Annotated in this window: 19 protein-coding genes; 11 read left to right on the top strand and 8 right to left on the bottom strand. The window is 34.6% G+C overall.

The genetic code is table 11. The features are described from left to right. The 6 genes from NQQ59_RS21725 to NQQ59_RS21700 all read right to left on the bottom strand — a co-directional run bounded on the left by NQQ59_RS21725 (window position 1) and on the right by NQQ59_RS21700 (window position 4,567). Window positions 1-432 (bottom strand): molybdenum cofactor biosynthesis protein MoaE, encoded by a 432-nt coding sequence (locus NQQ59_RS21725; protein WP_144219007.1) that lies wholly within the window; start codon window positions 430-432, stop codon window positions 1-3. A gap of 96 nt (window positions 433-528) precedes the next feature. Beyond that, window positions 529-1,629 (bottom strand): HesA/MoeB/ThiF family protein, encoded by a 1,101-nt coding sequence (locus NQQ59_RS21720; RefSeq protein WP_144219006.1) that lies wholly within the window; start codon window positions 1,627-1,629, stop codon window positions 529-531. Window positions 1,630-1,639: 10 nt separating this feature from the next. Then, complete coding sequence (locus NQQ59_RS21715; RefSeq protein WP_144219005.1) at window positions 1,640-1,879, bottom strand: MoaD/ThiS family protein; 240 nt, start codon at window positions 1,877-1,879, stop codon at window positions 1,640-1,642. 2 nt (window positions 1,880-1,881) lie between these two features. Beyond that, window positions 1,882-2,670, bottom strand: coding sequence for a uroporphyrinogen-III C-methyltransferase (cobA, locus tag NQQ59_RS21710; protein ID WP_144219004.1), 789 nt, complete (start codon window positions 2,668-2,670; stop codon window positions 1,882-1,884). Between the two features lie 5 nt (window positions 2,671-2,675). Next, the gene (locus NQQ59_RS21705; protein ID WP_144219003.1) at window positions 2,676-3,248 is read right to left on the bottom strand and encodes a molybdenum cofactor guanylyltransferase; all 573 of its coding nucleotides are present in this window, start codon (window positions 3,246-3,248) and stop codon (window positions 2,676-2,678) included. Window positions 3,249-3,394: 146 nt separating this feature from the next. Continuing rightward, on the bottom strand, window positions 3,395-4,567 hold the full coding sequence (locus NQQ59_RS21700; RefSeq protein ID WP_144219002.1) for a molybdopterin molybdotransferase MoeA: 1,173 nt from the start codon (window positions 4,565-4,567) through the stop codon (window positions 3,395-3,397). 924 nt (window positions 4,568-5,491) lie between these two features. On the opposite strand from NQQ59_RS21700, the gene NQQ59_RS21695 reads away from it, so the two are divergent. The 7 genes from NQQ59_RS21695 to NQQ59_RS21665 all read left to right on the top strand — a co-directional run bounded on the left by NQQ59_RS21695 (window position 5,492) and on the right by NQQ59_RS21665 (window position 17,947). After that, window positions 5,492-8,614 (top strand): SusC/RagA family TonB-linked outer membrane protein, encoded by a 3,123-nt coding sequence (locus NQQ59_RS21695; RefSeq protein WP_144219001.1) that lies wholly within the window; start codon window positions 5,492-5,494, stop codon window positions 8,612-8,614. A gap of 18 nt (window positions 8,615-8,632) precedes the next feature. Next, window positions 8,633-10,105, top strand: coding sequence for a RagB/SusD family nutrient uptake outer membrane protein (locus tag NQQ59_RS21690; protein WP_144219000.1), 1,473 nt, complete (start codon window positions 8,633-8,635; stop codon window positions 10,103-10,105). A gap of 189 nt (window positions 10,106-10,294) precedes the next feature. Next, the gene (locus NQQ59_RS21685; RefSeq protein WP_144218999.1) at window positions 10,295-12,211 is read left to right on the top strand and encodes an arylsulfatase; all 1,917 of its coding nucleotides are present in this window, start codon (window positions 10,295-10,297) and stop codon (window positions 12,209-12,211) included. Between the two features lie 10 nt (window positions 12,212-12,221). Next, on the top strand, window positions 12,222-14,144 hold the full coding sequence (locus NQQ59_RS21680; RefSeq protein ID WP_144218997.1) for an arylsulfatase: 1,923 nt from the start codon (window positions 12,222-12,224) through the stop codon (window positions 14,142-14,144). Window positions 14,145-14,357: 213 nt separating this feature from the next. Beyond that, entirely contained in the window at window positions 14,358-15,416 is a 1,059-nt protein-coding gene (locus NQQ59_RS21675; protein ID WP_144218995.1) for a sterol desaturase family protein, read from the top strand. A gap of 10 nt (window positions 15,417-15,426) precedes the next feature. Further along, window positions 15,427-16,140 carry a thioredoxin domain-containing protein gene (locus NQQ59_RS21670; protein ID WP_257698432.1) on the top strand — a complete coding sequence of 238 codons (714 nt, stop codon included), beginning with the start codon at window positions 15,427-15,429 and terminating at the stop codon, window positions 16,138-16,140. Between the two features lie 193 nt (window positions 16,141-16,333). Beyond that, window positions 16,334-17,947: a sulfatase-like hydrolase/transferase gene (locus NQQ59_RS21665; protein WP_144218991.1), complete on the top strand. Its 1,614-nt coding sequence runs from the start codon at window positions 16,334-16,336 to the stop codon at window positions 17,945-17,947. Window positions 17,948-18,047: 100 nt separating this feature from the next. Here NQQ59_RS21665 and rocD read toward each other — a convergent pair whose 3' ends face one another. Then, the gene (gene rocD / locus NQQ59_RS21660) at window positions 18,048-19,301 is read right to left on the bottom strand and encodes an ornithine--oxo-acid transaminase (protein ID WP_144218989.1); all 1,254 of its coding nucleotides are present in this window, start codon (window positions 19,299-19,301) and stop codon (window positions 18,048-18,050) included. Window positions 19,302-19,522: 221 nt separating this feature from the next. On the opposite strand from rocD, the gene NQQ59_RS21655 reads away from it, so the two are divergent. From NQQ59_RS21655 to NQQ59_RS21640, 4 genes are all read left to right on the top strand, one after another. Beyond that, window positions 19,523-19,975, top strand: coding sequence for an Lrp/AsnC family transcriptional regulator (locus tag NQQ59_RS21655; protein WP_144218986.1), 453 nt, complete (start codon window positions 19,523-19,525; stop codon window positions 19,973-19,975). Window positions 19,976-20,083: 108 nt separating this feature from the next. After that, on the top strand, window positions 20,084-20,857 hold the full coding sequence (locus NQQ59_RS21650; RefSeq protein ID WP_144218984.1) for a dienelactone hydrolase family protein: 774 nt from the start codon (window positions 20,084-20,086) through the stop codon (window positions 20,855-20,857). Window positions 20,858-20,901: 44 nt separating this feature from the next. Further along, window positions 20,902-21,903, top strand: coding sequence for a DUF3667 domain-containing protein (locus NQQ59_RS21645; RefSeq protein ID WP_144218982.1), 1,002 nt, complete (start codon window positions 20,902-20,904; stop codon window positions 21,901-21,903). Between the two features lie 8 nt (window positions 21,904-21,911). After that, window positions 21,912-22,928: a M28 family peptidase gene (locus NQQ59_RS21640; protein WP_144218980.1), complete on the top strand. Its 1,017-nt coding sequence runs from the start codon at window positions 21,912-21,914 to the stop codon at window positions 22,926-22,928. A gap of 157 nt (window positions 22,929-23,085) precedes the next feature. Here the strand turns inward: NQQ59_RS21640 and rho are convergent, their stop codons facing one another. After that, window positions 23,086-24,924: a transcription termination factor Rho gene (rho, locus tag NQQ59_RS21635; RefSeq protein WP_257698431.1), complete on the bottom strand. Its 1,839-nt coding sequence runs from the start codon at window positions 24,922-24,924 to the stop codon at window positions 23,086-23,088. Between the last annotated feature and the right edge of the window lie 35 nt (window positions 24,925-24,959).

The raw sequence follows: 24,959 nt of genomic DNA, 5'->3' as shown, positions 1-24,959 counted from the left end.
TTAGGTATTTTGTTTCCAAGTGAATGTATCGTTTTCAAACATCTCTTTTCCAAAAATCGGCACATCGGTTTTGATCCAGTTTACGATGGCTTCGGTTGCTTCATAAACTTGTTTGCGACGAGTTGCCGAAACAAAAACGAACAAACAGATTTCGCCTGCTTTTACAACGCCCAAACTGTGGTAAATATGCATGCAGGTTAAATCGAATTTAGCGAAGGCTTTTTCTCGAATTGTATAAAGTGCTTCATTAGCCATGTCTGTATATGCCGAATAATCGATTGCTACGACAGTATTATCGTGAATAACATCAGCACGAACTTGCCCTAGAAAAATATTATGTGCACCAATGGTATGTTTAGATTGGTGTTTGGCGATCGATTCTGCAATAAATTCTGGAGAAATCGGTCCTTCTACAAATACATTTTTACTCATTATCTTTATTTTTTTCTGCCACGAATTCACGAATTATCACGCCATAATTTGTGTAATTCACATTTCACGAATTAATCCAATACTTTGCGCATAGATTTAAAAAATAAAATTCGTGAATTCGTGGCTACCCTTTTTTTCTTCTAATAAATTTCGCATTACTAAAGCGCCTCCAACAATGCTTTTTACATTTTGAAATTGATTTTTCTGAAGCAATTCGGTCGCGATTTTACTTCTAATTCCTGATTGACAGAAAACGTAAATAACTTGATTTTTATTTAGGCTTTTAATTTCGTTTTCTAAATTTAAAAGCGGAATTTGAATGCTGTTTTTTAATTTTATTCTTGGCAATTCATCTACATTTCTAACATCCAAAAAAAGAACCTCATCGTTTTCAATTTCATCCAAAATGGACTCAAATTTTATTTCTTCAATTTGATTTTCATCAGAATTATATCTTTTTTCAAAATCTTCTTTAACCATTTTTAAAGTTGAATTATTGTCGAAATTATACTTCTGCTGTTCGTTCTTCAGTATATTATAAACTAATATTTTTCCGCTTAAAACTTCTCCGATTCCGAGAATCATTTTAATAACTTCATTGGCTTGAAGCATTCCGATAATTCCAACAGAAACTCCAATTACTCCGGCATCTTCACAATTGGCAAAATTCGAATTTTCATCTGGATACAAACATCTATATGTAGGTCCGTTTTGATAATTGAAAACTGAAACTTGTCCCTGAAATCTAAAAATAGATCCGTAAACCATTGGTTTATTCGTTGCCAAACAAGCATCATTAATTAAATATTTAATGGAAATATTGTCTGTTGCATCGACAATAATATCGTATTTTTCAAATAAGAAAAGGGCATTTTTACCAGACAATTTCTCTGCATAAACATTCACCTTAACAAGAGGATTCAGTTCTGAAATCATCTCTTTAGCTTCAGCTGCTTTCCCTTTTCCAACGGCGGAAGTTTTGTAAATAACCTGTCTGTGTAAATTCGAAACTTCGATAAGATCATCATCAACAATTCCAATTTCTCCAACTCCAGCGCCAGCTAAATAGGGTAAAACTGAAGCACCTAAACCTCCCGCACCAATTACCAAAACTTTAGCTTTTAGTAATTTGTACTGACCGACATCTCCAATTTCTGGAAGTATCATTTGTCTGTTATATCGTGAGGTTCCGCTCATAAATTTATTTTTAACCTCCAGCAAATGGAGGCAACAAAGCCACAATATCGCTCGTTTGCAAAGTATAATCTACAGCTTTCGAAACTATTTTTTGATTTACTGCAACGCTGAAAGTCAAAGATTCGAACTCATATTTTTCGTTTAAATCTTGCAATAGTTTTTTTAGTGAAACTTCTTCTGAAAAAGATAATTTTTCGAATTCACATTTTGTTTTTTCAGCAACAGCTCCAAAATATTTAACCTCGATCATGCTTATAAGTTTAAATTTTGAAAGATAAATTCATCATCAAAATGCTCTTGAAAATATTCCGTTAATTTTGATGTATTTTTTACTACTTCGCCAATTACTATAATAGCCGGTGATGAAATATTCTTTTCGGATACCAATTTAGTAATTGTGTTTATAGTTCCAATCACTTTTTGTTCAGAATTTTTTGTTCCGTTTTGAATAATAGCAATTGGCAAATCATCATTTCTATTTTCCTGATAAATAGAAATAATTTCATCTAATTTATGCATTCCCATCAAAATAACCACAGTCGCAGCCGATTTTGACGCCAAATGAACATCTTTAGAAAGTTCATGATTGGAAGTTGTTCCCGTAATTACCCAAAAACTTTCAGCAATTTTACGTTGCGTCAAACTGATTCCAGCAGAAGCCGGAACGCCCAAAGCAGACGAAATTCCTGGTACAACAGAAGTTTCTAAACCAAATTTTACAGCATAATCTATTTCTTCGCTTCCTCTTCCAAAAACAAAAGAATCGCCTCCTTTTAAACGAACCACATGTCCGTGAAGATTTGCCATGGAAACAATCAAATCATTAATTTGATCTTGGGTGTAAGCGTGACAGCCTAAACGTTTTCCAACAAAAACAATTTCAGCATTTGATGCATATTCCAGTAATTCTTCATTTACTAAAGCATCGTACAAAACTACATCGGCACTTTCCAAAGCTTTAATTGCTTTTAATGTGATCAATTCAACATCGCCTGGACCTGCGCCTACAATCGTCAATTTGGGTGTTTTTACATTTCGCATAGTCTTTAAATTAAATTGATATTCAGGTCGTTTAATTCGTCAGCCGAATTAATATTGGTTAAATGAAAGTTTTCGCTTTCTTCTATGTTTATGATTTGATGCGGTAATTTCGTCAGCAAATCCATCATCTTTAATTCGTTAGATTCGATTGCTTCTTTGATGGTCGGAACAATACTTTTCGAATAAATTCCGATTAACGGATGCGTTTTACTTTCTGAAGCAAAAATTGTAATTCCTGCTTCTTTAGTATGTTTTGAAATTAATTCCTGTAATAATTCGGTTGAAATTAACGGAATATCACAGCTTAAAATCAGATTGAATTCTGTTTCAGAATGTGACAAGGCGGTGTAAATTCCGCCCATCGGGCCTTTATCTAAAACCAAATCTGGTATTTTTTCATATTCCAGATAATCGTATTCTTTAGATCCTGTAATCAATTTTATGTTATCGGTAATCGGTAAAATCGCCTGAATAATGTGCTCAATGAATGGTTTATCCTGAAACAAAACCAATCCTTTTTCTGACTGCATTCGGGAGCTTTTTCCTCCGCAAAGAATAAATACCGTTAATGTTTCCATGTCTTTTTGTTTCAAGTTTCAGGTTTTCTACTATTGTCTTTCAATAATCCATATTTAGCAAGCTATGTGTTTTTATTTATACAGCGCTTTTCATTATTGTCCATAAAATCTATATCCCTTTCTTATTGCCTCTTCTTCTAAAAAAACTAATCAATCGGCAATACCGTAACCAATTGTCCTTTTTTAATATTCTGAACATCTTGCGGTACAATCACTAAACCATTCGCGATGGCAAAAGAATTAAGCATTGCAGAACTTTGTCCTTCAAGAATGGTCACATTTGTTTCCTCGTATAAAGCTTTTAGAAAAAGTGTTTTACCCGTTGTATTTTGTATTGTACTATTTAATTTACGAACTATTTTTGGCAAATGTGTATTCGAAAATCCCATTCTGTTTTTGATAGCCGGATAAACGTAAATATAAAAATTAGTCAATGATGACGCCGGATTTCCAGGAAGTGCAAAAACCAAAGTATCTTTTTTAGCACCAAAAAACATTGGTTTTCCTGGTTTCTGATTGATTTTATAAAAAAGCTCTTCTACACCATTTTTCAATAAAGCTTCTTTCACAAAATCATAATCTCCAACTGAAATTCCGCCCGAAATTAAAACAACATCATTTTCTTCCAAAATTGTTTTTAAAGCACTTTTTGTAGCTTTTAAATTGTCCTTAACGGTATGAATTTTAACTTTCTTAATACCAATTGTTTCAAGTGCCACCTCTAACATCACCGAATTACTTTCATAAATTTTACCTTTTGAAAGTTTTTTTCCAGGCTTTACCAATTCATTTCCTGTAACCAAAATGGCTACTTTCGGTTTTTTATAAACCGTAATCTCTGTAATTCCTAAACAAGCTAAAAATCCGATTGCGGCTGGTGTAATCAAAGTATTAGCATCAAAAACAACGTCTTCAGCATTAATTTGTTCTCCCTTACTTCTAACATTGGCAAAAGGTTCAGGCTTTTTTGCAATTAAAATAGAATTTTCATTTGCCATTACATGTTCCTGCATAATAACCGTATCGGCATTATCTGGAACGTACGCTCCGGTAAAAATTCGAATCGCTTCGTTTTCTTTTAGTTTTATGTTAGCATGATCTCCAGCCTGAGAAATTCCAACAATATCAAATTGATGTCTTTCTGAATGAATAAAAGCATAACCGTCCATTGCAGATTGTCTAAAAGGCGGCATTGAAATTGGCGAATAAATTGTTTCTGCCAAAATAAATCCAAGTGCTTTTTTTACTGCAATCTTTTGTGTGGACAAATTTGAGCTGTTTGCTGCTACAATTTCTAATGCTTCTTTTACTTCTATCATTTCGTTAATTTAAAACTAAGTAAAAATACTTATTACAAATATAAGTATTTATCCTTATCATGAATAAAAAAATTTGTTTTCTTTTTGGTCTCTATAAATTTACTCTAATTTATTCAAAATCAACTTTAAAATTAAGTTAGAAATTTGCATAATAATGAGTCAAAAGTATTTTGCTGACGTTTTTAAGTTGATTTTAGCTTAAATCAATCCATTAGATTAAAGATAAAGAGTCTTTAAAACCATGTAAAATACTACAATTTTAATTTTCATTTCATTTTTATTTTAACATTTATTCTAGTGGAGAATATTTCTTTAAACCCTTTAAAATAAGAGATTATTTAATAATTAGAATTTCAGCGCACCTTCTTAAACACAGTTTTTTCAAAAAAAAATCTACAAACTTTTGGTTTTTATTATATAAAATTTAACTTTGTCTATAGGATTAGTAGAGTTTAATAATGTTTCAAACTTAAAAATTATTATTGTGAAAACGACAGAAAGCATATCGCGTTACATTCTTCCTAAAGTATACACTTATAACACTTTTTGTTATATGTGTTTCTGTTGTTAAAAATCTACATTTATTTTATGTGCTTTTTCATTTTTTCAAAAGCAGATTTCTTAAAAATTCACCACCGAAAATATTTACTGAGTTTACCCAAAAATCTTTCAAATGCCTTTTTATCGCGTTTGACTGATTCTTGAAAACCTACCTATTATTCAAAAATTAAAATGACTAACAATTAAAAAAAACTAAAATGAAAACAATGCAAAGCTGCTGCTGTAAATAAAAAAAGCCATTTCTGCGGCAACAGAAATGGCGAGGCTTAAAGAACATTTATCACTAAATCAAGAACACTTTTAGAGTGCTGTATAAACAGTGCTCAGGGCGTCTTGTTAATTACTTAAAACCAACACAAAGAAATGAAAAAAATTTCAAACATATACATATTGTTATTTCTCCTGCTGCTGACGGCAGGAATACAAGCCCAAAATACCACCCCGCTAATCCAGTCTAAACTTGACGGAACTGTTGTAGATGCCATTACCAATCAGCCTGTTATTGGTGCTTCTGTTACCATTAAAGGAACAACTCATGGTGTTATTACAGATGCTGAAGGAAAATTTTATTTTCAGACAGGACAAAAATTCCCTTACACTTTAATTGTAAGTTACATTGGATATAAAAAAGCCGAAGTAATTGTAGAAAAAAATCCGGTAATTATTAATTTGAAAGAAGAACGCCAAGAACTAGATGAATTAGTAGTTGTTGGTTACGGAACTCAGAAAAGAAAAGACATTACGGGTTCTGTTGCTTCGGTTCCAAAAGCCAATTTATCTCAAGTAACTTCTTCTGCAGATAATCTCTTAAGAGGCGCAGTTGCAGGGGTTGTAGTTACACAAAGTTCTGGTCGTCCAGGCGCTTCTTCGAGTGTCCGTATTCGTGGAGGAAACTCTATTACAGCTGGTAACGAGCCACTTTATGTTGTAGATGGAATTCTAATTTATAATGATAACGCCAATAGTTCTGCTGGCGTAACTTATGCTGGAGCAAGTGTAAACGTTTTGTCGACCATAAATCCAGCTGATATTGAATCTATTGAGGTTTTGAAAGATGCATCTGCTACAGCCATTTATGGTTCACGTGGAGCAAATGGAGTTGTTATTATTACCACTAAAAAAGGAACAAAAGGTCAAGACAATATTTCGTACCAAGGGTATTTCGGATTTCAGAATATTTCGAAAAAACTGAAATTAATGAATGCCAGCGAATGGGCCAGTTTAAGAAACGATGTTCAGGCGAGTATCGGTCAGGCGCCTTCTTTTACTGATGCACAAATTGAAGCTTTCAAAACTTCTGGAAATTACGATTGGCAGTCGGCAGCTTTTAGAACTGCAGCGCCTGTTCAAAGTCATAATTTATCTTTTTCGGGTGGAGATGAAAGATCGAGATATTCGGTTTCTGCAGGTTATTTTGATCAGGAAGGAATTGTTTTGGGTTCTGATTTTAAACGTATTTCGCTGCGTGCCAATTACGAAAGAAACTATTCACAGAACTTTAAATTTGGTGTAAATACCAATTACACTTATTCTCTTGCCAATGGTGTAGGAACTGCGGGAAGCGGTAGAACTCCAAACCCACTAGTGGCTGCTGTATTGACTGCTCCAGTTGTTCCAATAAAAAATGCTGATGGAAGTTATAATGTAACCAATAATCCGTATGCCACTTCTGTAAATGGTTATGTTCCTAACGCAATTAACGATTTAGACAATACTATAAACGAAACCAGCTTAAACAGAATTCTAACGAGTTTATTTGGTGAATATAAAATCACAAAAAAGCTAACTGCTAAAGTGGCTGTAAGTGGCGACGTTTTAAATACCAAACAAAATTATTATGCGCCGTCTAATACCACAACCGGAGCTGGTACTAAAGGTTTAGCCTCTGTTGGAGATCGTTTGGTTGGTTCTGTTTTGAATGAAAACACTTTAAACTATAACACCAATTTCGGAGAAAGTCATAAGTTTTCTGCTTTAGGAGGTTATACGCTTCAATATACAAAAGGTGAAGTCGTAAATGCAGGAGCTAATACGTTTGTAAATGATGCGAATACTTACAATGCGCTTCAGGATGGAGTCGCTGTAAAACCATATAGTGAAGCTTACGAAAGTGTTTTAAAATCGTGGTTGGCAAGGGTAAATTATTCTTATAAAGGTAAATACAACTTTACACTTTCAGGACGTGCTGACGGATCTTCTAGATTTGGTACGGAATCACTTTGGGGTTATTTCCCATCAGCAGGATTTTCATGGAATATTACTGATGAAGAATTTGCCAACAACATCAAAGGTGTAACCGAAGCCAAACTTAGAATTACAGCGGGAACAACTGGAAACCAAGAAATTGGAAATTATCTTTCTCTTGCTTCAATGGGTTCTGTAAATTATTCTTTCGGCGGAACTTTATACACTGGAATTGCTCCTACCCGATTGGCAAATCCGGATTTGAAATGGGAAAAAACAACGCAATATAATGTTGGACTGGATTTATCCTTATTAGATAGAAAAATCAATTTTGTTTTTGATGTGTATTACAAAAAAACAAACGATTTATTAATCAGCGTTCCAGTTCCGTTGAGTTCTGGTTATGCGACTGTACTTCAAAATATTGGTGGAGTTGAAAATAAAGGTTTTGAAGTTGGTTTGACAACCGAAAATGTCAAAACAGAAAACTTCGCTTGGAATTCTAACATCGTATTTTCTTTAAACAGAAATAAAGTTACCGAGATCGGAAATGGTGTAAACGAATTTTTCCCAGTTGTTCCAAATGGTTCTTTATTACAGCAACAGCCTGTTATCGTAAAAGTAGGTTTGCCTTTAGGAACTTTTTGGGGATATAGAACAAACGGAATTTTCCAAACCCAGGAAGAAGTGAATACTCAACCAAAAATCAACAGTTTGGCCAATACAAAAGTTGGAGACCGAAGATATGTTGATACAAATGGAGATGGTGTAATTACTGCTTTGGACAAAGGAAACTTAGGAACTTCTCAGCCAAAATTTGTTGGAAGTTTCAGCAATACCGTTTCGTATGGTGATTTCGATTTGAATTTCTCTTTTCAAGGATCTTACGGAGCTAAAATCTTCAACGCTTTAAATCAGCAATTGGAAATTTCTACTCTTGGAACAAATGCTGCAGCGACTTTAAATAATCGTTGGACACCAACAAATCCGAGTAATGAAATTCCGAGAGCGACAAGTTCTCCTTTAGGAATTGTTTCTGAAAGATATGTGGAAGATGCTTCTTTCTTACGATTGAAATTAATCACATTAGGATATACTTTACCCAAAAGCGTTTCTAAAAAATTGGGAACAAAAAGCGTAAAAGTATATGTCTCTGCAGAAAACTTAATTACATGGACGAAATATACTGGATATGATCCAGAGGTAAGTTCATACGAACAAAACAACTTATATCCGGGAATTGACTTTGGTTCTTATCCAAACTCCAAAACATTCATCTCGGGCTTGAACGTAACTTTCTAAGTAAAAAAATATATCAAAATGAAAAAGATCCTTATAACATTCCTTTTAAGTGCCGGTTTATTGGTATCGTGCACGGAGCTTGAGGTAACACCAGCCTCTTTTGTAACCGAAGACAATTATTTTATAACACAAGATGATGCTGTTGCAAGTGTAACTGCTGTCTACGCTTCATTAAGTCTTGATCCAGGCGAACAGAGTTTGTTTGGAAGAAACCTTTATTTCTTAACAGATATGGCTTCTGATTATGCTGCAGCGGGAGTTTCTGCTACGAATCCACAAGTTAGGGCTTTGAGTAGTTTGACTCATGACGCCACTTCAGATCGTGTTCAGGTGGCTTGGAGACAAATTTATGCGGGAATCAATAGAGCAAATGTTTCTATAGATAATATTCCGAAAGTTTCGGGTTCTGAGGTTATCAAAACAAGATTAATTAACGAAGCTAAATTCATTAGAGGTTTACTGTATTTCCAAGCAGTTCGACTTTGGGGTGGTGTTCCAATTGTTTTACACGAAGCGACTTCTATCAAATTGGGAGATTTAAAAACCAACCGCGCTACAGTTGATGAAGTTTACGCTCAGATTATTAAAGATTTAACAGATGCTGAAAGTTTACCTGCAACTTATAGCGCTGCAGATGCTGGACGCGCGACTTCTGGAGCTGCAAAAGCGATTTTGGCTAAAGTATATATCACTAGAAAAGATTGGCCTAACACTATTTTAAAAGCCAGAGAAGTAATCAATGGTGGTTATGGATATGCTTTGTTTGAAGATTTTCAAGACATTTTCACTAAAACCAAAAAGAACGGAAAAGAGCATATTTTCTCTGTTCAGTTTGAACCCAATCAAGCTGGAAATGGTTCTAGCGGAAGTACTTTCCAAGCTACATCTTTCACCGGATTTACAGCTACTGAACCAGCCGATATTATCTCAGATGTTGCTTTATTCTATGACATTTATGCAGCTGGAGATAAAAGAAGAGATGTGAGTTATGCGAAACAATTGCTTAATCCGACAACGGGAACGCTTTATACTTTTCCGAAACCAATCTTTAAAAAATACTTGGATTTAACAAATCTGGCAACGCCTTCAAACGTAGCGATTAACTTTCCTGTGATTCGTTATGCAGACATTCTTTTGTCTTTAGCGGAAGCGATCAATGAACAAAGCGGTCCAACGGCAGAAGCTTACGAATTGATCAATCAGGTTAGAAGAAGAGCTTTCGGAAAAGCAATTACAACACCAGACGTAACCGTTGATTTAGTAGCGTTGAATCAGACCACTTTTAGAGCGGCAATTCAGGAAGAACGTAAAAAAGAATTTGTTCAGGAAGGACAAAGATGGTTTGATTTGGTGAGATGGGGAACTCTAGTTACCGAAGTAAAAAAAGTAACCGCTAAAAACTCTGTTTCGGAAAGAAATAATCTGTATCCGATTCCACAAAGTGAAAGAAATATCAATCCTGATGGATTACCACAGAATCCTGGATACTAAAATTTTAAACACATAGAAACATAGATTTTAAATTATTAATAAAGGAAGTAAAAGAGAAACTCGTTTCTCCACACATAGTTGCTATGTGAATTGAAACTAGTGAAACGCCTTTACAACAAACAATGTCTATGATTCTATGTGTTTAGAAAAACTATTAAAAAAGCCATATAACTAAAAAACTATACAACAATGAAAAATTTAAAAAATAGCATTGCAGTCAAAAGTCCGAAAAAAGGACTTTTGATTACCGCTTTCTTAATTGCTCAATTGGGAATAGCGCAGGAAAAAACAGAATTTAAAGGAACAATTGGAAAAACGTTGGCCGATTCTAAAGAATATTGGCCAGATCCAGTAACAGCCCCAAAAGGTGCTCCGAATGTAGTTTGGATTTTGCTAGATGACGTTGGATTTGGAGCTGCAAGTGCTTTTGGAGGATTGATCAACACACCAACTTTTGATAATTTGGCCAACAACGGTTTACGTTATACCAACTTTCATACAACAGCGATTTGTGCTCCTACCCGTGCCGCTTTGTTGACAGGAAGAAATTCGGGAAGAGTGCATGTTAGTGGATTTTCACATACTATTTTATCGGCAGGTTTTCCAGGTTGGGACGGAAGAATTCCTTCTGACAAAGGAACAATTGCAGAGATCTTACGTGAAAACGGTTACAACACTTTTGCCGTTGGAAAATATGGTGTTACGCCAGATGAAGACGCAACAGATGCAGGTCCGTTTGACAGATGGCCGACCGGAAAAGGTTTCGATCATTTCTACGGATTCTTAGGTTCTCAAACCGATCAGTACAATCCTGATTTGGTGGAAGATCAAACTCATATTAAACCTGATGGCCGCCATTTGAATGAATTGATTACAGACAAAGCCATCAGTTATATTCAAAAACAACAAAAAGCGGCGCCTGGAAAACCATTTTTCTTGTATTATGCGCCTGGAGCAGTTCACGCACCTCATCAGGTTGCTGAAAAATGGGTAGAACCTTACAAAGGCAAATTTGACGAAGGTTGGGATGTTTACCGCGAAAAAGTATTAGCAAACCAAAAGAAATTGGGTGTAATTCCTGCAAATGCCGTTTTACCAGAACGTAACGCTTTAATTACAGAATGGAAAAAATTATCTCCAGATCAAAAGAAAGTTTACGCAAGATTCATGGAAGTTTACGCTGGATTCTTGACGTATACTGATTATGAAATTGGAAGAGTTGTCGATTATTTAAAACAAAGCGGACAACTTGATAATACTTTGATTTTTGTTGCCATTGGTGATAATGGAGCAAGTAAAGAAGGAACTTTACAAGGAACAATTAGCCAAAGTTTATTCTCTCAAGGAAAAACGGATGAAGAGAACTTCCAAAGCAATTTGAATAATATTGGAGAAATCGGAACTGCAAAAGGTTTAAACACCAATTATCCTCTAGGATGGGCTCAGGCAACCAATGCTCCTTTCAAAAACTGGAAACAAGACGCACATTCAGAAGGTGGAACTCGTAACCCATTGATTGTATTTTATCCAAACGGAATTAAAGACAAAGGCGGCATCAGAAATCAATATAGCCACGTAACCGATATTTTGCCAACCACTTTGGATATTGCCGGAATTAAAGCTCCAGAATATATCAAAAACATCAAACAAGATATTATTCAAGGTTCAACTTTCAAAGCTTCAATCGATAATCCGAAAGCAGAATCTTTACATAAAGTACAGTATTACTACATTTTCGGAAATAGAGCGATTTATAAAGACGGATGGAAAGCTTCGGCAGCACATTTACCAGATTCATTCGCAGTGAAAAAATCTTTAGGAAATAATGAAAAACCAGCAGCAAGTAATTTTGATACTGATGTTTGGGAATTATACAACCTAAACGAAGACTTCAACGAACGCAACAATTTGGCAAAAAAGTATCCTGAGAAACTAGCCGAACTTCAAAAATTGTTTGATGAACAAGCAAAAGAAAACAACGTTTATCCGTTGATTGACTGGCAGGATGTTTACAACAGAAGAATTCACAACACTGGAGCTGACAAAGGAAAAACAGTTTCAGATTTAATCAAACAGGCTACAAAACCTGGAGGAACAAATAACTAATTAGTATTCAATGAAAAATTTAAAATATAACAGCACTATCAAAAGTCCTCAAAAAGGGCTTTTGGTTACTGCTTTACTTGTTGCTCAATTCGGTTTTGGGCAATCAAAACCAGATCCAAATTATAAAGGCGTTATCGGAAAAACCTTAGCCGATTCTAAAGAATATTGGATCGAACCTGTAAAAGCGCCAGAAGGTGCACCAAATGTAGTTTGGATTTTATTAGATGATGTCGGTTTTGGAGCAACAAGCGCTTTTGGTGGTTTAATTAATACACCAACTTTTGAAAAACTGGCGAATAACGGTTTGCGTTACACCAACTTTCACACCACAGCGATTTGTGCGCCAACACGTTCGGCTTTATTAACAGGACGTAATTCACATGCCGTTCATGTGGGTGGATTTTCGCATACTTCTATGTCTGCAGGTTTTCCTGGTTGGGATGGAAGACTTCCTTCTTCGGCAGGAACGATTGCAGAAATTTTACGTGATAACGGTTACAATACTTTCGCAGTTGGAAAATATGGTGTTACGCCAGATGAAGACGCCACAGATGCCGGTCCGTTTGACAGATGGCCAACTGGAAAAGGTTTCGAGCATTTTTACGGATTTTTGGGTTCTCAAACCGATCAGTACAATCCTGATTTAGTAGAAGATCAAACGTGGTTAAATGGAAGTACGAAATTAAACGGAGCCGAAAAAGACAAATCTAAAAATGAGTTTACAACTGATTTGAAAGGAAAACATTTAAGCGAATTAATTACAGATAAAGCGATTACGTACATCGACCGTCAGAAACATGCCGCTCCAAACAAACCTTTCTTTTTATACTATGCGCCGGGAGCAACTCACTCTCCGCATCAGGTAGAAAAACAATGGAGCGATAAATACAAAGGTAAATTTGACGATGGCTGGGATGCTTACAGAGATAAAGTAATTACCAATCAGAAAAAATTAGGATTGATTCCTTCTGACGCTAAACTGCCAGTTCGTGATTCTTATGTTCCTGCTTGGAATACATTATCTGCAGAGGAGAAAAAACTATACGCTCAGTTTATGGAAATATATGCCGGATATTTAGAATATACCGATTACGAAGTAAGCCGAATTGTAGATCATCTGAAATCAATTAATCAGTTAGACAATACTATTTTCTATGTTATTTTAGGAGATAACGGAGCGAGTAAAGAAGGAACTTCAATTGGATTGGTGGACGAAACTTTCAGAAAGCTTTCTGATCCTAAAATTAAAGAGGAATCTTTGAAATCTAATTTAGCTAAAACAGCTTTATTAGGAACTCCAGCTGCAACCAAAGAAAATTATCCGCACGGCTGGGCATTGGCGGCCAATACTCCGTTTAGAAATCTAAAACAAGATGCACATTCTGAAGGAGGAACTAGAAATCCGCTGATTGTTTATTATCCAAAAGGAATTAAAACACCTGGAATTCGTACGCAATACGGACACGTAATTGACATTTTGCCAACTACTTTAGAAACTGTCGGAATCAAAGCACCAGAAACCATCAGAGGAATTGCACAAGATTCTATTCAGGGAACTTCTTTGGCGTATTCTTACGCTGATGCAAAAGCGCCTTCTAGACATAAAATTCAGCATTATTATATTTTCGGTTCAAGATCTTTATACAAAGACGGCTGGAAAGCTTCGGCACCTCATCATCCAGATTATATTGACATTACTCAAAATGATGCTTTATCTAAAAAAGACGAACCAAGTAATTTTGACAATGATGTTTGGGAATTGTATAACCTCAATACCGATTTTAACGAAAGAGTTGATTTGGCTAAAAAATATCCTGAAAAACTAAAAGAACTTCAGGCAGAATTTGACAATCAGGCAAAGAAAAACAATCTCTATCCGTTAATTGATTGGCAAGACGTTTTGAGACAGCGCATTCACAAGAAGAATCAGTAAACTTTCTTCCATTTAAGAAAAAATACATTTTAAAATTCGACTAAATCTACAGAATTAAATCTTTAATATTAACTTAAAACGAACAATATGAAACGAATAGATTATGAAATTATAGGAAAAAAGATTGTCGTTGGAATAATCTTGTTTTTAGTACCATTGGCCATTTTGGCTGGAGGTTTAACCATTATTAATCAATTTTTAAAATAAGAAATCATGGCAATAGTTCAAAAAGAAAAATTAGTAAGAGACTTAACTATAAGTTTCTTTATTTATTCGCTGCCAGTATTGGCAATATACCTTTATTTTCAACTTGGAGGCGGCTCTGTAAGCGAATCACATTTAACAGTACCCTCATTTTTACAATTTCTACAACCTGTTTTTGCAAACATTAGATCTTGGGGATTAATCGTATTTATGATTGTTCTAGGAATAATCGAATTTGCAGCAGGTTTATACGATGACGAATGGACAGGCGAAGAACGCAAAATTGATATTGTTTCTTTCTTAGCACCAAAATTAATTCTACCTCCAATCATTGCTTTTTTCAGCTTAACGGCTTTACCCTATTTATTACCAAATGCAGCGAATGCTTTATCATGGGTTCCATTTTGGGGAGGCTTTTTCCTAATTGCCATTGCCGACGATTTAACACAATATTGGTACCACAGACTGCACCATCAGGTTCCGTTTTTATGGCGTTTTCACAGAACACATCATTCTGCACCATACATGGGAATGGCGATGGCTTCGAGACAAAACTTTATTTACACCGTTTTCTTTTCTCAAATTTATTTGACAGCCACTTTAACGTATTTAGGTTTAGGATTGCCTGCTTTATTTGTATTAGTAATTAAAAGTTTTATCACTTTAGGAGCACACTCAAGCATTCCATGGGATAAACCTTTCTACAAATACAAAGTGCTTCATCCAATTGCTTGGGTTTTAGAAAGATTGATTTCTACTCCAGCAACACATCAGGCACACCACGCCGATACCAGCGGAGACGGGGTTGGACATTTTAAAGGAAACTTTGGAAATATGTTCTTCATTTGGGATATCATTTTCGGAACGGGATTAATCACTCGAAAATATCCAAAAACATTCGGAACAAAATCATACAAACAAGAAGAATGGTACGCACAATTTCTTTGGCCGATATTCAAATCTAAAAAAGAAGGAAGTTCTCTTGCCGAAGGTGTATTGGCTTTTCCGTCAAAACCTAAAGAAATTGTTGTTGAAGAAACTCCTGCTCCAGTTTTGGAACAAGTTTAATCGAGCTACAATGAAAAATCAAATTTTAAAAACCAGTTTAACAGCAATTGCCTTTTTATGGGCAATTGTTGTTTTTTCTCAAGGACAAAGTGCCAATGTACTTTTAGATGCTTTTTATTCAAAAATCAAAACACAAAAAAGTCCGCAGATAATTGACGCAAGAGGTGCTGATGAATTTACGCTAAACCATATTGAAGGTGCTGTAAATTTCAATACAAAGTCAGAAGATTTTGAAAAACGAGTTGCAGAATTGGATCCCAAAAAACCAGTATTTATCTATTCAATAGCAGCTTACAGAAGTGGTCTTTTATCTACTGAATTATCTAAAAGAGGCTTTTCAGAAATATATATTCTCGAAGGCGGAATTGCGAACTGGATTGGCGGTGGAAAACCATTTTACAGCAATTTAAAAAGTAAATTATCATTAGCTGCATATAAAAAAATCATTAGTTCAAACGAATACGTTTTGGTAGATATTGGTTCAAAATATTGTGCGACTTGTAAAACCGTAAAACCCATTTTAGAATCTCTCCGAACACAATACGGAGAAAAACTAAAAATCATCGAAATTGAGCTAGAGGAAAGTCCGCAGGTAATTGCCGATTTAAAAAATGTAAAAGTCTTTCCAACTCTAATCTTTTACCAAAAAGGTAAAATCGTATTCAAAAAAGACGGTTTAGGCGATTTAAAAAATGATGTTGATGTGGCTTTAGCTTCGAAATAATCTTTTTCTACAAATATCTGAAAGACTTCCTGTTTGTCATTTCGAGGAACGAGAAATCGCACTAGAAATTCTGCTCACAGAAAGCCAATCTTTGTGGAGAAACGCGTCTGATTTCTCGTTCCTCGAAATGACAAAGCTGGACTAAAAAAACCTAAAAATAAAGTCATAATCAAAAATAAACCAAAACCAAAATATGGCAACCTATAAAAAAATAACCAAAATTGTTGTTTCCATTTTAATAGTGCTTCTCCTTCTGGCAGCATTTCTATTTTGGCCCATCAATACCGACGGAACTTTAATTAAACCAAACGAAAAATTAGTTGAAGGTAAAACAGCATTTTTAGCACAAAAAGATACTTCAACGGAAAGAAAACCGAATATCATCATTCTTCTAGCCGACGATTTAGGGAAATATGATATTTCGCTCTACGGCGGAAAATCGACTCCTACTCCGCAAATTGATTCTCTGGCGGCTTCAGGTGTTTCCTTTACAGAAGGTTACGCTTCTTCTTCTATTTGTTCGCCTTCCAGAGCAGGATTGATTACAGGAAGATATCAGGAACGTTTCGGACATGAATATCAACCAGGAGATCGTTATCCGAAAAACAATCTCGAATATTACGCTTTCAAATATGTAATGAATACGAATAATTGGAGATTAAACGATAAAATCAATTATCCAAATGATGCTTCGATTGCCACTCAAGGTTTGCCTCAGTCTGAGATTACCTTTGCAGATTTAGCCAAAAAACAAGGATACAGCACGGCAATTATTGGAAAATGGCATTTGGGACATAATAAAGGATTTTTTCCTTTAGATCGTGGTTTCGATTATCATTACGGATTTTATCAGGCATTTTCTCTTTTTGCTCCTGAAGATGATAATCCAGATATTATCAATCACCATCATAAAGATTTTACCGACAAAATGATTTGGGGTAAAGGCCGTGTCGGAATTGGTCAAATTCGTAGAGATTCTACGATTATTGATGAAAAGAAATATTTGACTGAAAAGTTTGCAGAAGAGGCGGAAGCTTTTATTGATAAAAATAAAACGAAACCATTTTTATTATATGTTCCGTTTAATGCGCCGCATACGCCATTTCAGGTAAGAAAAAAATACTACGATCGTTTTCCGAATGTTAAAGATGAAAACAAACGTGTCTATTTTGCCATGATCAGCGCGCTTGACGATGCGATTGGAAGAATTCGTGCAAAAATCAAAAAAGAAGGTTTGGAAGACAATACTCTGATTTTCTTTGCGAGTGATAATGGTGGCGCCGATTATACTTTTGCCACCACAAATGCTCCTTTAAAAGGCGGTAAATTTTCTCATTTCGAAGGCGGAATCAATGTTCCTTTTGCACTTTCGTGGAAAGGAAAAATCAAACCGAATACGGTTTACAAAAGACCTGTAAGTACCTTGGATATTTTCAGTACAATTGCAGCAGTTACGCATTCCGGATTACCAAAAGACAGAATTTATGACGGTGTTAATTTAGTTGATGTTGTAAACAACAACAAAGAAGCTCACAAAGATCTGTACTGGCGTTCTGGCGATGCAAAAGCAATTCGAAGCGGCGATTGGAAACTGATTATTAGCGGAAAAACGCATGAAACCTGGCTTTATGATTTAGCAAAAGATAAATCGGAAACCACAGATTTAGCTGCAAAAAATCCGGAGAAAGTCAAAGAATTGCAAACGGCTTTACAAAATTGGGAAAAAGGATTAATCAAACCGCTTTGGCCTAATCTAACGTATTATGAATTCGATTTTGGAAAACAAAAATACTTTGTCGATTTATGACAAAAAGAAATAGTTACTTTTTTTGATATTTTAGGTAATTATAAACAGAAGGCGATTGTATTTAGTACAATCGCCTCTTTTTATAAATAGTCAGAAATAATTAATTTCTAAACTCATTCAAAGATTTCTCGATAATCTCTAGACATTCCTGAATTTGTTCTTCGGTCATAACCAAAGGCGGCGCCAATCTAATTTTATTTCCGTGAGTTGGTTTTGCTAATAATCCGTTATCTCTGAATTTTAAACAGATTTCCCAAGCCAGATCAGATTCTTCGTCTGTGTTGATTACAATTGCATTTAAAAGACCTTTTCCACGAACTAGTGTAATTAGGTTATTTTTTTCGGCAATTTTATTCAATCCCTCTCTCAAAATTACTCCAAGACGTTCTGCATTTTCTGCTAATTTCTCGTCTTTAATCACTTCAAGAGCTGCAATGGCAACAGCGGCTGCAACGGGATTTCCTCCAAAAGTAGAGCCATGTTGTCCTGGTTTAATTACATTCATGATTTCATCATTACATAAAACCGCTGAAACTGGGTAAACTCCACCCGAAATTGCTTTTCCTAAAATTAGAATATCTGGTTGTACATTTTCGTGGTGAACCGCTAATAATTTTCCAGTACGCGCAATTCCAGTTTGAACTTCATCTGCAATAAAAAGTACATTGTGTTTTTCGCAAAGTGCTTTCGCTTTCGCTAAATAACTTTCAGAAGGAACATAAACTCCAGCTTCACCTTGAATTGGTTCAACCAAGAATCCGGCAATATTTTTAGATGAATTTAAAGCGTTTTCAAGAGCTTCTAAATTGTCATATTCAATTTTTATGAAACCGTCTGTAAAAGGTCCGAAGTTTTTACGAGCTGTTTCATCATTCGAAAATGAGATAATTGTAGTAGTTCTTCCGTGGAAATTATTTTCGCACACAATAACCTGCGCCTGATTTTCAGGAATTCCTTTTACTTCATAAGCCCATTTTCTACAAACTTTAAGCGCTGTTTCAACTGCTTCAGCACCTGTATTCATTGGCAGCACTTTATCAAAACCAAAATATTGGGTTAGGTATTCTTCGTAGTTTCCTAATTTATCATTGTAAAAAGCTCGAGAAGTCAAAGTCAATTTTTGAGCCTGTTCAATCATTGCATTCACAATTTTCGGATGACAATGTCCTTGATTCACTGCTGAATAAGCCGATAAAAAGTCATAATATTTTTTACCATCTACATCCCAAACGTAAACTCCTTCTCCACGCTCTAAAACTACGGGAAGCGGATGATAATTGTGGGCTCCGTATTTATTCTCTTTTTCAATCAAAACTTCTGATTTTGACGAAAGTGCTTTTTCTGTACTTATCATAATCTGCTTTTTATTTCTACAAAAATATCAAAATTAAATTAAAAAAGGGTTTTTAAATTATATTTTGACTTAAAAATAACAAATTTAAAGTCAAAACATATATTTTACATTTTAAAAAAAAGCAAATTTCCTTTGAGAGAAATATTCTTTAAATGATTATTAAAAAAAATAATTACTTTTATAAATTACAAAACGCAATTTTAAACGATTTTTTTTACCGCATGGAATTATTAGACGAATTTGATATTAACATTATTAAGGAATTAGAAAAAGACGGAAGAATGGCTTTTTCGGCAATCGCTACTAATTTAAAAATATCAAATACGATGGTGCATCAGCGTATTAACAGAATGATTGAACAAGGTGTTATTGGCGGGATCAAACCTATTATTCAAGAAAAGAAAATTGGTTACGACTGGGCTTCTTTTACTGGACTCACATTAAACAAAGATTCTGATTCTGAAAGAATTATTGAAGCGCTTAAAGAAATTCCTGAAATCACTGAATGTTATTATGTAACAGGTTCTTTTACACTTTACATTAAAATTATTGCCAAAAATCATGAGCACATGCGCCGCATTCTTTACGAAAAAATCGATGGAATTCCAGGTATCGATAAAACCGATTCTATTGTAGAACTGGGCTGTGCTTTTAAAAGAAATATTTCCTTATAAAAAGCTATTTTACTAAAACATTTTATTCGTTATAAACCTCACAATAATTTACTTGTGAGGTTTTTTTGTAACATAATATTTCTGATATTTGTTAAAAATTACCAAATTATGAAAAATCCCGTACTAATTTTATTCAGTGCAATCTTATTTTCCAACCTTATGAATGCGCAATTAAAACCAGTAAAATATAGCGAAGGAAGCCAGCAACTGAATGGCTTATTTATCAAATCTGCTAAAAAGAGCACTAACAATCCTGGAATCTTACTTTTACCAGCCTGGTTGGGGATCGATAACGCTTCTAAAGGAATTGCTGAAGAATTATCCAAACTAGGCTATCATGTGTTTATTGCTGATATTTATGGAGAAGGAAATTATCCAAAAAATACTGGTGAAGCAGGAAAACAAGCCGGTTTTTATAAAACAAATTATGAAGCCTATCAAAAACGCATCAATACGGCTTTACAAGAATTGATAAAATCTGGAGCCAATGCTGACAATATTGTGGCAATTGGTTATTGTTTTGGAGGAACTGGAGTTCTTGAAGCTGCCAGAGGTCATTTAAATCTAAAAGGAGTGGCTTCATTTCACGGAGGTTTAGGAAAAGATGCCACTAGAAAGACAGAAAACATAACTACAAAAGTTTTAGTTTGCCATGGAGCCGATGATCCATTTGTACCGAAAGACGAGATTACAGCATTTCAACAGGAAATGCGTGATTCTAAAGCAGACTGGCAAATGATTTATTATGCTAATTCTGTTCATTCCTTTACCAATCCGGAAGCAGGAAGCGATAATTCTAAAGGAGCAGCGTATAATGCCGTTGCAGCAAAACGTTCTTTTGATCATTTACAATTATTCCTGAATGAAGTTTTAAAGAAATAATACCACACAAAAACCGCCAAAAACAAATTAATCCAACCAAACCAATGTCACACAGTAAAATTAGAGAAGATAAAACTTGTTTAAATTGCAGGCATGTTGTAGAACAAAAATTCTGTCCAAATTGTGGACAAGAAAACAGCGACAGCCGAAAAACTTTTCATCATTTATTTATTCACTTTTTTGAAGATTTAACGCATTATGAAAATGCTTTTTGGAAAACGATAAAAAATCTTCTTTTTAAACCATCAACCTTAACTAAAGAATATCTTTCAGGAAAAAGATTGTCTTATCTGGCGCCAGTTCGACTTTATATCTTTATTAGTTTTATTACCTTTCTTTTAATTGCTTTATTTCCAAGTAATATAAGCGAAGACTTAACGAAAAATGACAAGGAAATCACGTCTAAGTTTGAAAAAGAAATTAATACAGAAAAGAAAAAATGGAATGAAAAATCATATTTGAAATCGAAAACATTGGACAAATCCTATTTTCAATTAAAAAGTATGAAGGAAATTGATTCCATTCAGAAATACGGAAAAGAAAGCGAAAAGCTAAATACAACATCGTACTGGTTTTATGAAAAAGCAGTTCATGTTACTGAAAAATACACTAAAAAAGAAATAATCATAAAATTCATAGAATCCTTTTTCCACAATCTTCCTAAAATTCTATTTATCATCATGCCATTTTTTGCCTTTTTCCTGTGGCTTTTTCACAACAAAAAGAAATGGTATTATTTTGATCACGGAATATTTACACTTCATTATTTCTCTTTTCTCTTATTGATTTTTCTAATCATGTTTATTATTGACAGATTGATTGGTTTATTTGGTGAAGACAGTCCGATGTCCTTCATCTCAGGAATTACAAACTTTGCAGGTACAATTTGGATGTGTTATTACTTTTATCCAGCACATCATCGTTTTTATGGAGAATCTAGAGCGGTATCTTTTGTAAAAAGTTTCTTTCTTTTTATAATAAATTCTCTTTTTATTATATTTTTACTTTCTTTATACGTTCTTTACACATTTATTAATTTACACTAACCATAGGAATGAAAAAATTACTCCTTTTATTACTCGTTGTTTCTGCGTATTCTTGTAAAACTGCGCAGTCTACAGCATCCAAAGACAATTCGGACCCAACCAAATATGTTAAAGCTATTAGCGAAAAAGATTTAAAGAAAATGCTTTACACGATTGCATCAGATGAAATGGAAGGTCGTGAAACAGGATCAAAAGGACAGAAAAAAGCAGGTCTTTATATGATTGATCAATATAAGAAAAACGGAATCTCTTTCCCAAAAGGAGCTTCTGATTACTATCAACATATTCCGGCAGCTTTCTTAAACGCAAGAAGAAACGAAAACTTACCTGATTCTGAGAATATCTGGGCTTACATTGAAGGATCAGAAAAGCCAGACGAAATTTTAGTGATTTCAGCTCATTATGATCACGTTGGAATTAAAGATGGTGAAGTTTACAACGGAGCTGACGATGACGGTTCTGGAACTGTAGCCGTTATTGAAATGGCAAAAGCATTTGCAAAAGCGAAAAAACAAGGACACGGACCAAAACGTTCTATTTTATTTCTTCATGTAACTGGAGAAGAGCACGGTTTGCATGGTTCTCGTTTCTATTCTGAAAATCCGTTATTTCCAATTGCAAACACAATTGCAGACATCAATATCGATATGATCGGACGTCGTGATGTCGAGCATTCAAACACAAACAATTATGTATATGTAATTGGTGCTGATAGATTATCATCTGACTTACACAATGCTGTTGTAGCTCAAAATGAAAAATATATCAAAATGGACTTGGATTTCAAATTTAATGATCCTAAAGATCCAAACCATTTTTATGAGCGTTCTGACCACTACAACTTTGCTAAACATGGCATTCCTTCTATTTTCTTTTTCAATGGTGTACACGAAGATTACCATGGAAAAGACGATACTGCCGAAAAAATTGAATATGATGCTTTAACAAAAAGAACAAAACTGGCTTTCGTTCTTGCCTGGGATTTAGCCAATAGAGAAAATAGACCGGTAGTTGATAAAAAATAGTTACAAAGGGACAAAGTAACAAAGGGACAGAGGTTTCCAATCTGTAACAAACAAAAAAGGGATGAGTTTTACTCATCCCTTTTTTTATTTTATATTTTTTTTGCTCAAAAGCGAAAACCTTTGTCCCTTTGTTACTATGAGCCTTTGTTCCTTTCAATTAATCATTCATCGAAATCAAAAACTCTTCGTTGTTTTTTGTTTTCTTGAAACGATCGTTTACAAAATCCATAGATTCTACTGGGTTCATATCTGATAGATATTTACGCATAATCCACATTCTTTGTAATGTTTTTTCGTCTAATAACAAGTCGTCACGACGTGTACTTGAAGAAGTAAGATCGATTGCAGGGAAAATACGTTTATTGGCTATCTTACGATCTAATTGTAATTCCATGTTACCAGTTCCTTTAAATTCTTCGAAGATAACCTCGTCCATTTTAGAACCTGTTTCTGTTAACGCAGTTGCTATGATACTTAAAGAACCACCGTTTTCTACATTTCTAGCCGCTCCAAAGAAACGTTTTGGTTTTTGTAATGCATTCGCATCAACACCTCCACTTAATACTTTTCCAGATGCTGGCTGAACTGTGTTATAAGCTCTTGCTAAACGTGTAATCGAATCTAATAAAATCACAACATCGTGACCGCATTCTACTAAACGTTTTGCTTTTTCTAATACAATGTTTGCAATTTTAACGTGTTCTTGTGGCTCTCTGTCGAAAGTTGAAGCGATAACTTCACCACGAACACTTCTTTGCATATCTGTAACCTCCTCAGGACGTTCGTCAATAAGAAGAACAATCAAATAAACTTCAGGATGATTGGCAGCAATTGCGTTTGCAATATCTTTAAGAAGCATTGTTTTACCTGTTTTAGGTTGTGCAACGATCATACCACGCTGACCTTTACCTATTGGTGAAAACAAATCTATAATTCGAGTTGAAATAGAACTACCTTTTTCGGCTAGTTTGAATTTTTCTGAAGGGAAAACCGGAGTTAAATGTTCGAAAGAAACTCTATCACGAACAACTTGCGGATCATGTCCGTTAATTTTAAGAACACGAACTAAAGGAAAAAATTTCTCTCCTTCTTTTGGAGGGCGAACCACTCCTTTTACTGTATCTCCAGTTTTCAAACCAAACAATCTGATTTGTGATGTTGATAAATAAATATCATCTGGAGAAGCTAAATAATTATAATCTGATGAACGTAAAAATCCGTAACCGTCAGGCATCATTTCCAAAACACCTTCACTTTCTATAATTCCGTCAAATTCGAAATCTGAATCTCTGAAATTATTATTCTTTTTATTTTTATGATTAGGATTTTGGTTGTTGTGATTTCCGTTTCCATTGCCATTCCCGTTCTGATTTTGGTTCTGATTCGGGTTTTGATTTTGGTTTTGGTTCTGATTTTTATTTTGATTCGGATTGATCTTTTTTGCAGGGGCAATAGCAGGAGTTTTTTCTGCTATTTCTGTTGTTTCGGCTACTGTTTCAGAAGGAGTTGTTTCTACAGGTTCTTCTGTTGTAGCAACTTCCTGTACCGTTTCTTTCTCTTTTTTAAGAGCTACTTTTTTCTCGTAAGCCTGTTTATTAAATTTTCCACCTTTAGGCTCTTTTTTCGCTGCTGGCGTTTTATTTTCCTGTACTGCTTCAGTTGCCGTTTCTGCAATTGGCTCAACTATTTCAGCAGTATCATATTTTTGAACAGTTTCCTCTACTTTATCAAATTCTAAAACGGGAGCATTTTTGGTATTTGCTGCTTTTGCTTTTACTGGTGCAATTCGAGCACGTTTAGGTTTTTCTTCTTTAGCTTCAGCAACAACGTTTGTTTGAGGAGCTTTAACAGGCTCAAGAGTGCTTTCCTGATGTGCTAAAATCTGGCTAATTAAAGTCTCTTTTTTGACACCGGTAATCTTTATTGTTTTAGCTAACTTAGCTATTTCTTGAAGCTCAGCAAGCTTCATTTCTTTTAATGCAGAAATATCAAACATGAATGTTCTATGAATTTAATTATTTTAAAGGAAAT

It is taken from the genome of Flavobacterium panacis, from assembly GCF_024649945.1.
GTDB classification, from domain to species: domain Bacteria; phylum Bacteroidota; class Bacteroidia; order Flavobacteriales; family Flavobacteriaceae; genus Flavobacterium; species Flavobacterium panacis.
This window is presented reverse-complemented; position numbering and strand designations above follow the sequence as displayed.

Bases quoted from the DNA above. Each gene is read 5' to 3' on its own strand.
- NQQ59_RS21725 (WP_144219007.1), bottom strand. From the start codon at position 432: ATGAGTAAAAATGTATTTGTAGAAGGACCGATTTCTCCAGAATTTATT.
- NQQ59_RS21720 (WP_144219006.1), bottom strand. From the start codon at position 1,629: ATGAGCGGAACCTCACGATATAACAGACAAATGATACTTCCAGAAATT.
- NQQ59_RS21715 (WP_144219005.1), bottom strand. From the start codon at position 1,879: ATGATCGAGGTTAAATATTTTGGAGCTGTTGCTGAAAAAACAAAATGT.
- cobA (WP_144219004.1), bottom strand. From the start codon at position 2,670: ATGCGAAATGTAAAAACACCCAAATTGACGATTGTAGGCGCAGGTCCA.
- NQQ59_RS21705 (WP_144219003.1), bottom strand. From the start codon at position 3,248: ATGGAAACATTAACGGTATTTATTCTTTGCGGAGGAAAAAGCTCCCGA.
- NQQ59_RS21700 (WP_144219002.1), bottom strand. From the start codon at position 4,567: ATGATAGAAGTAAAAGAAGCATTAGAAATTGTAGCAGCAAACAGCTCA.
- NQQ59_RS21695 (WP_144219001.1), top strand. From the start codon at position 5,492: ATGAAAAAAATTTCAAACATATACATATTGTTATTTCTCCTGCTGCTG.
- NQQ59_RS21690 (WP_144219000.1), top strand. From the start codon at position 8,633: ATGAAAAAGATCCTTATAACATTCCTTTTAAGTGCCGGTTTATTGGTA.
- NQQ59_RS21685 (WP_144218999.1), top strand. From the start codon at position 10,295: ATGAAAAATTTAAAAAATAGCATTGCAGTCAAAAGTCCGAAAAAAGGA.
- NQQ59_RS21680 (WP_144218997.1), top strand. From the start codon at position 12,222: ATGAAAAATTTAAAATATAACAGCACTATCAAAAGTCCTCAAAAAGGG.
- NQQ59_RS21675 (WP_144218995.1), top strand. From the start codon at position 14,358: ATGGCAATAGTTCAAAAAGAAAAATTAGTAAGAGACTTAACTATAAGT.
- NQQ59_RS21670 (WP_257698432.1), top strand. From the start codon at position 15,427: ATGAAAAATCAAATTTTAAAAACCAGTTTAACAGCAATTGCCTTTTTA.
- NQQ59_RS21665 (WP_144218991.1), top strand. From the start codon at position 16,334: ATGGCAACCTATAAAAAAATAACCAAAATTGTTGTTTCCATTTTAATA.
- rocD (WP_144218989.1), bottom strand. From the start codon at position 19,301: ATGATAAGTACAGAAAAAGCACTTTCGTCAAAATCAGAAGTTTTGATT.
- NQQ59_RS21655 (WP_144218986.1), top strand. From the start codon at position 19,523: ATGGAATTATTAGACGAATTTGATATTAACATTATTAAGGAATTAGAA.
- NQQ59_RS21650 (WP_144218984.1), top strand. From the start codon at position 20,084: ATGAAAAATCCCGTACTAATTTTATTCAGTGCAATCTTATTTTCCAAC.
- NQQ59_RS21645 (WP_144218982.1), top strand. From the start codon at position 20,902: ATGTCACACAGTAAAATTAGAGAAGATAAAACTTGTTTAAATTGCAGG.
- NQQ59_RS21640 (WP_144218980.1), top strand. From the start codon at position 21,912: ATGAAAAAATTACTCCTTTTATTACTCGTTGTTTCTGCGTATTCTTGT.
- rho (WP_257698431.1), bottom strand. From the start codon at position 24,924: ATGTTTGATATTTCTGCATTAAAAGAAATGAAGCTTGCTGAGCTTCAA.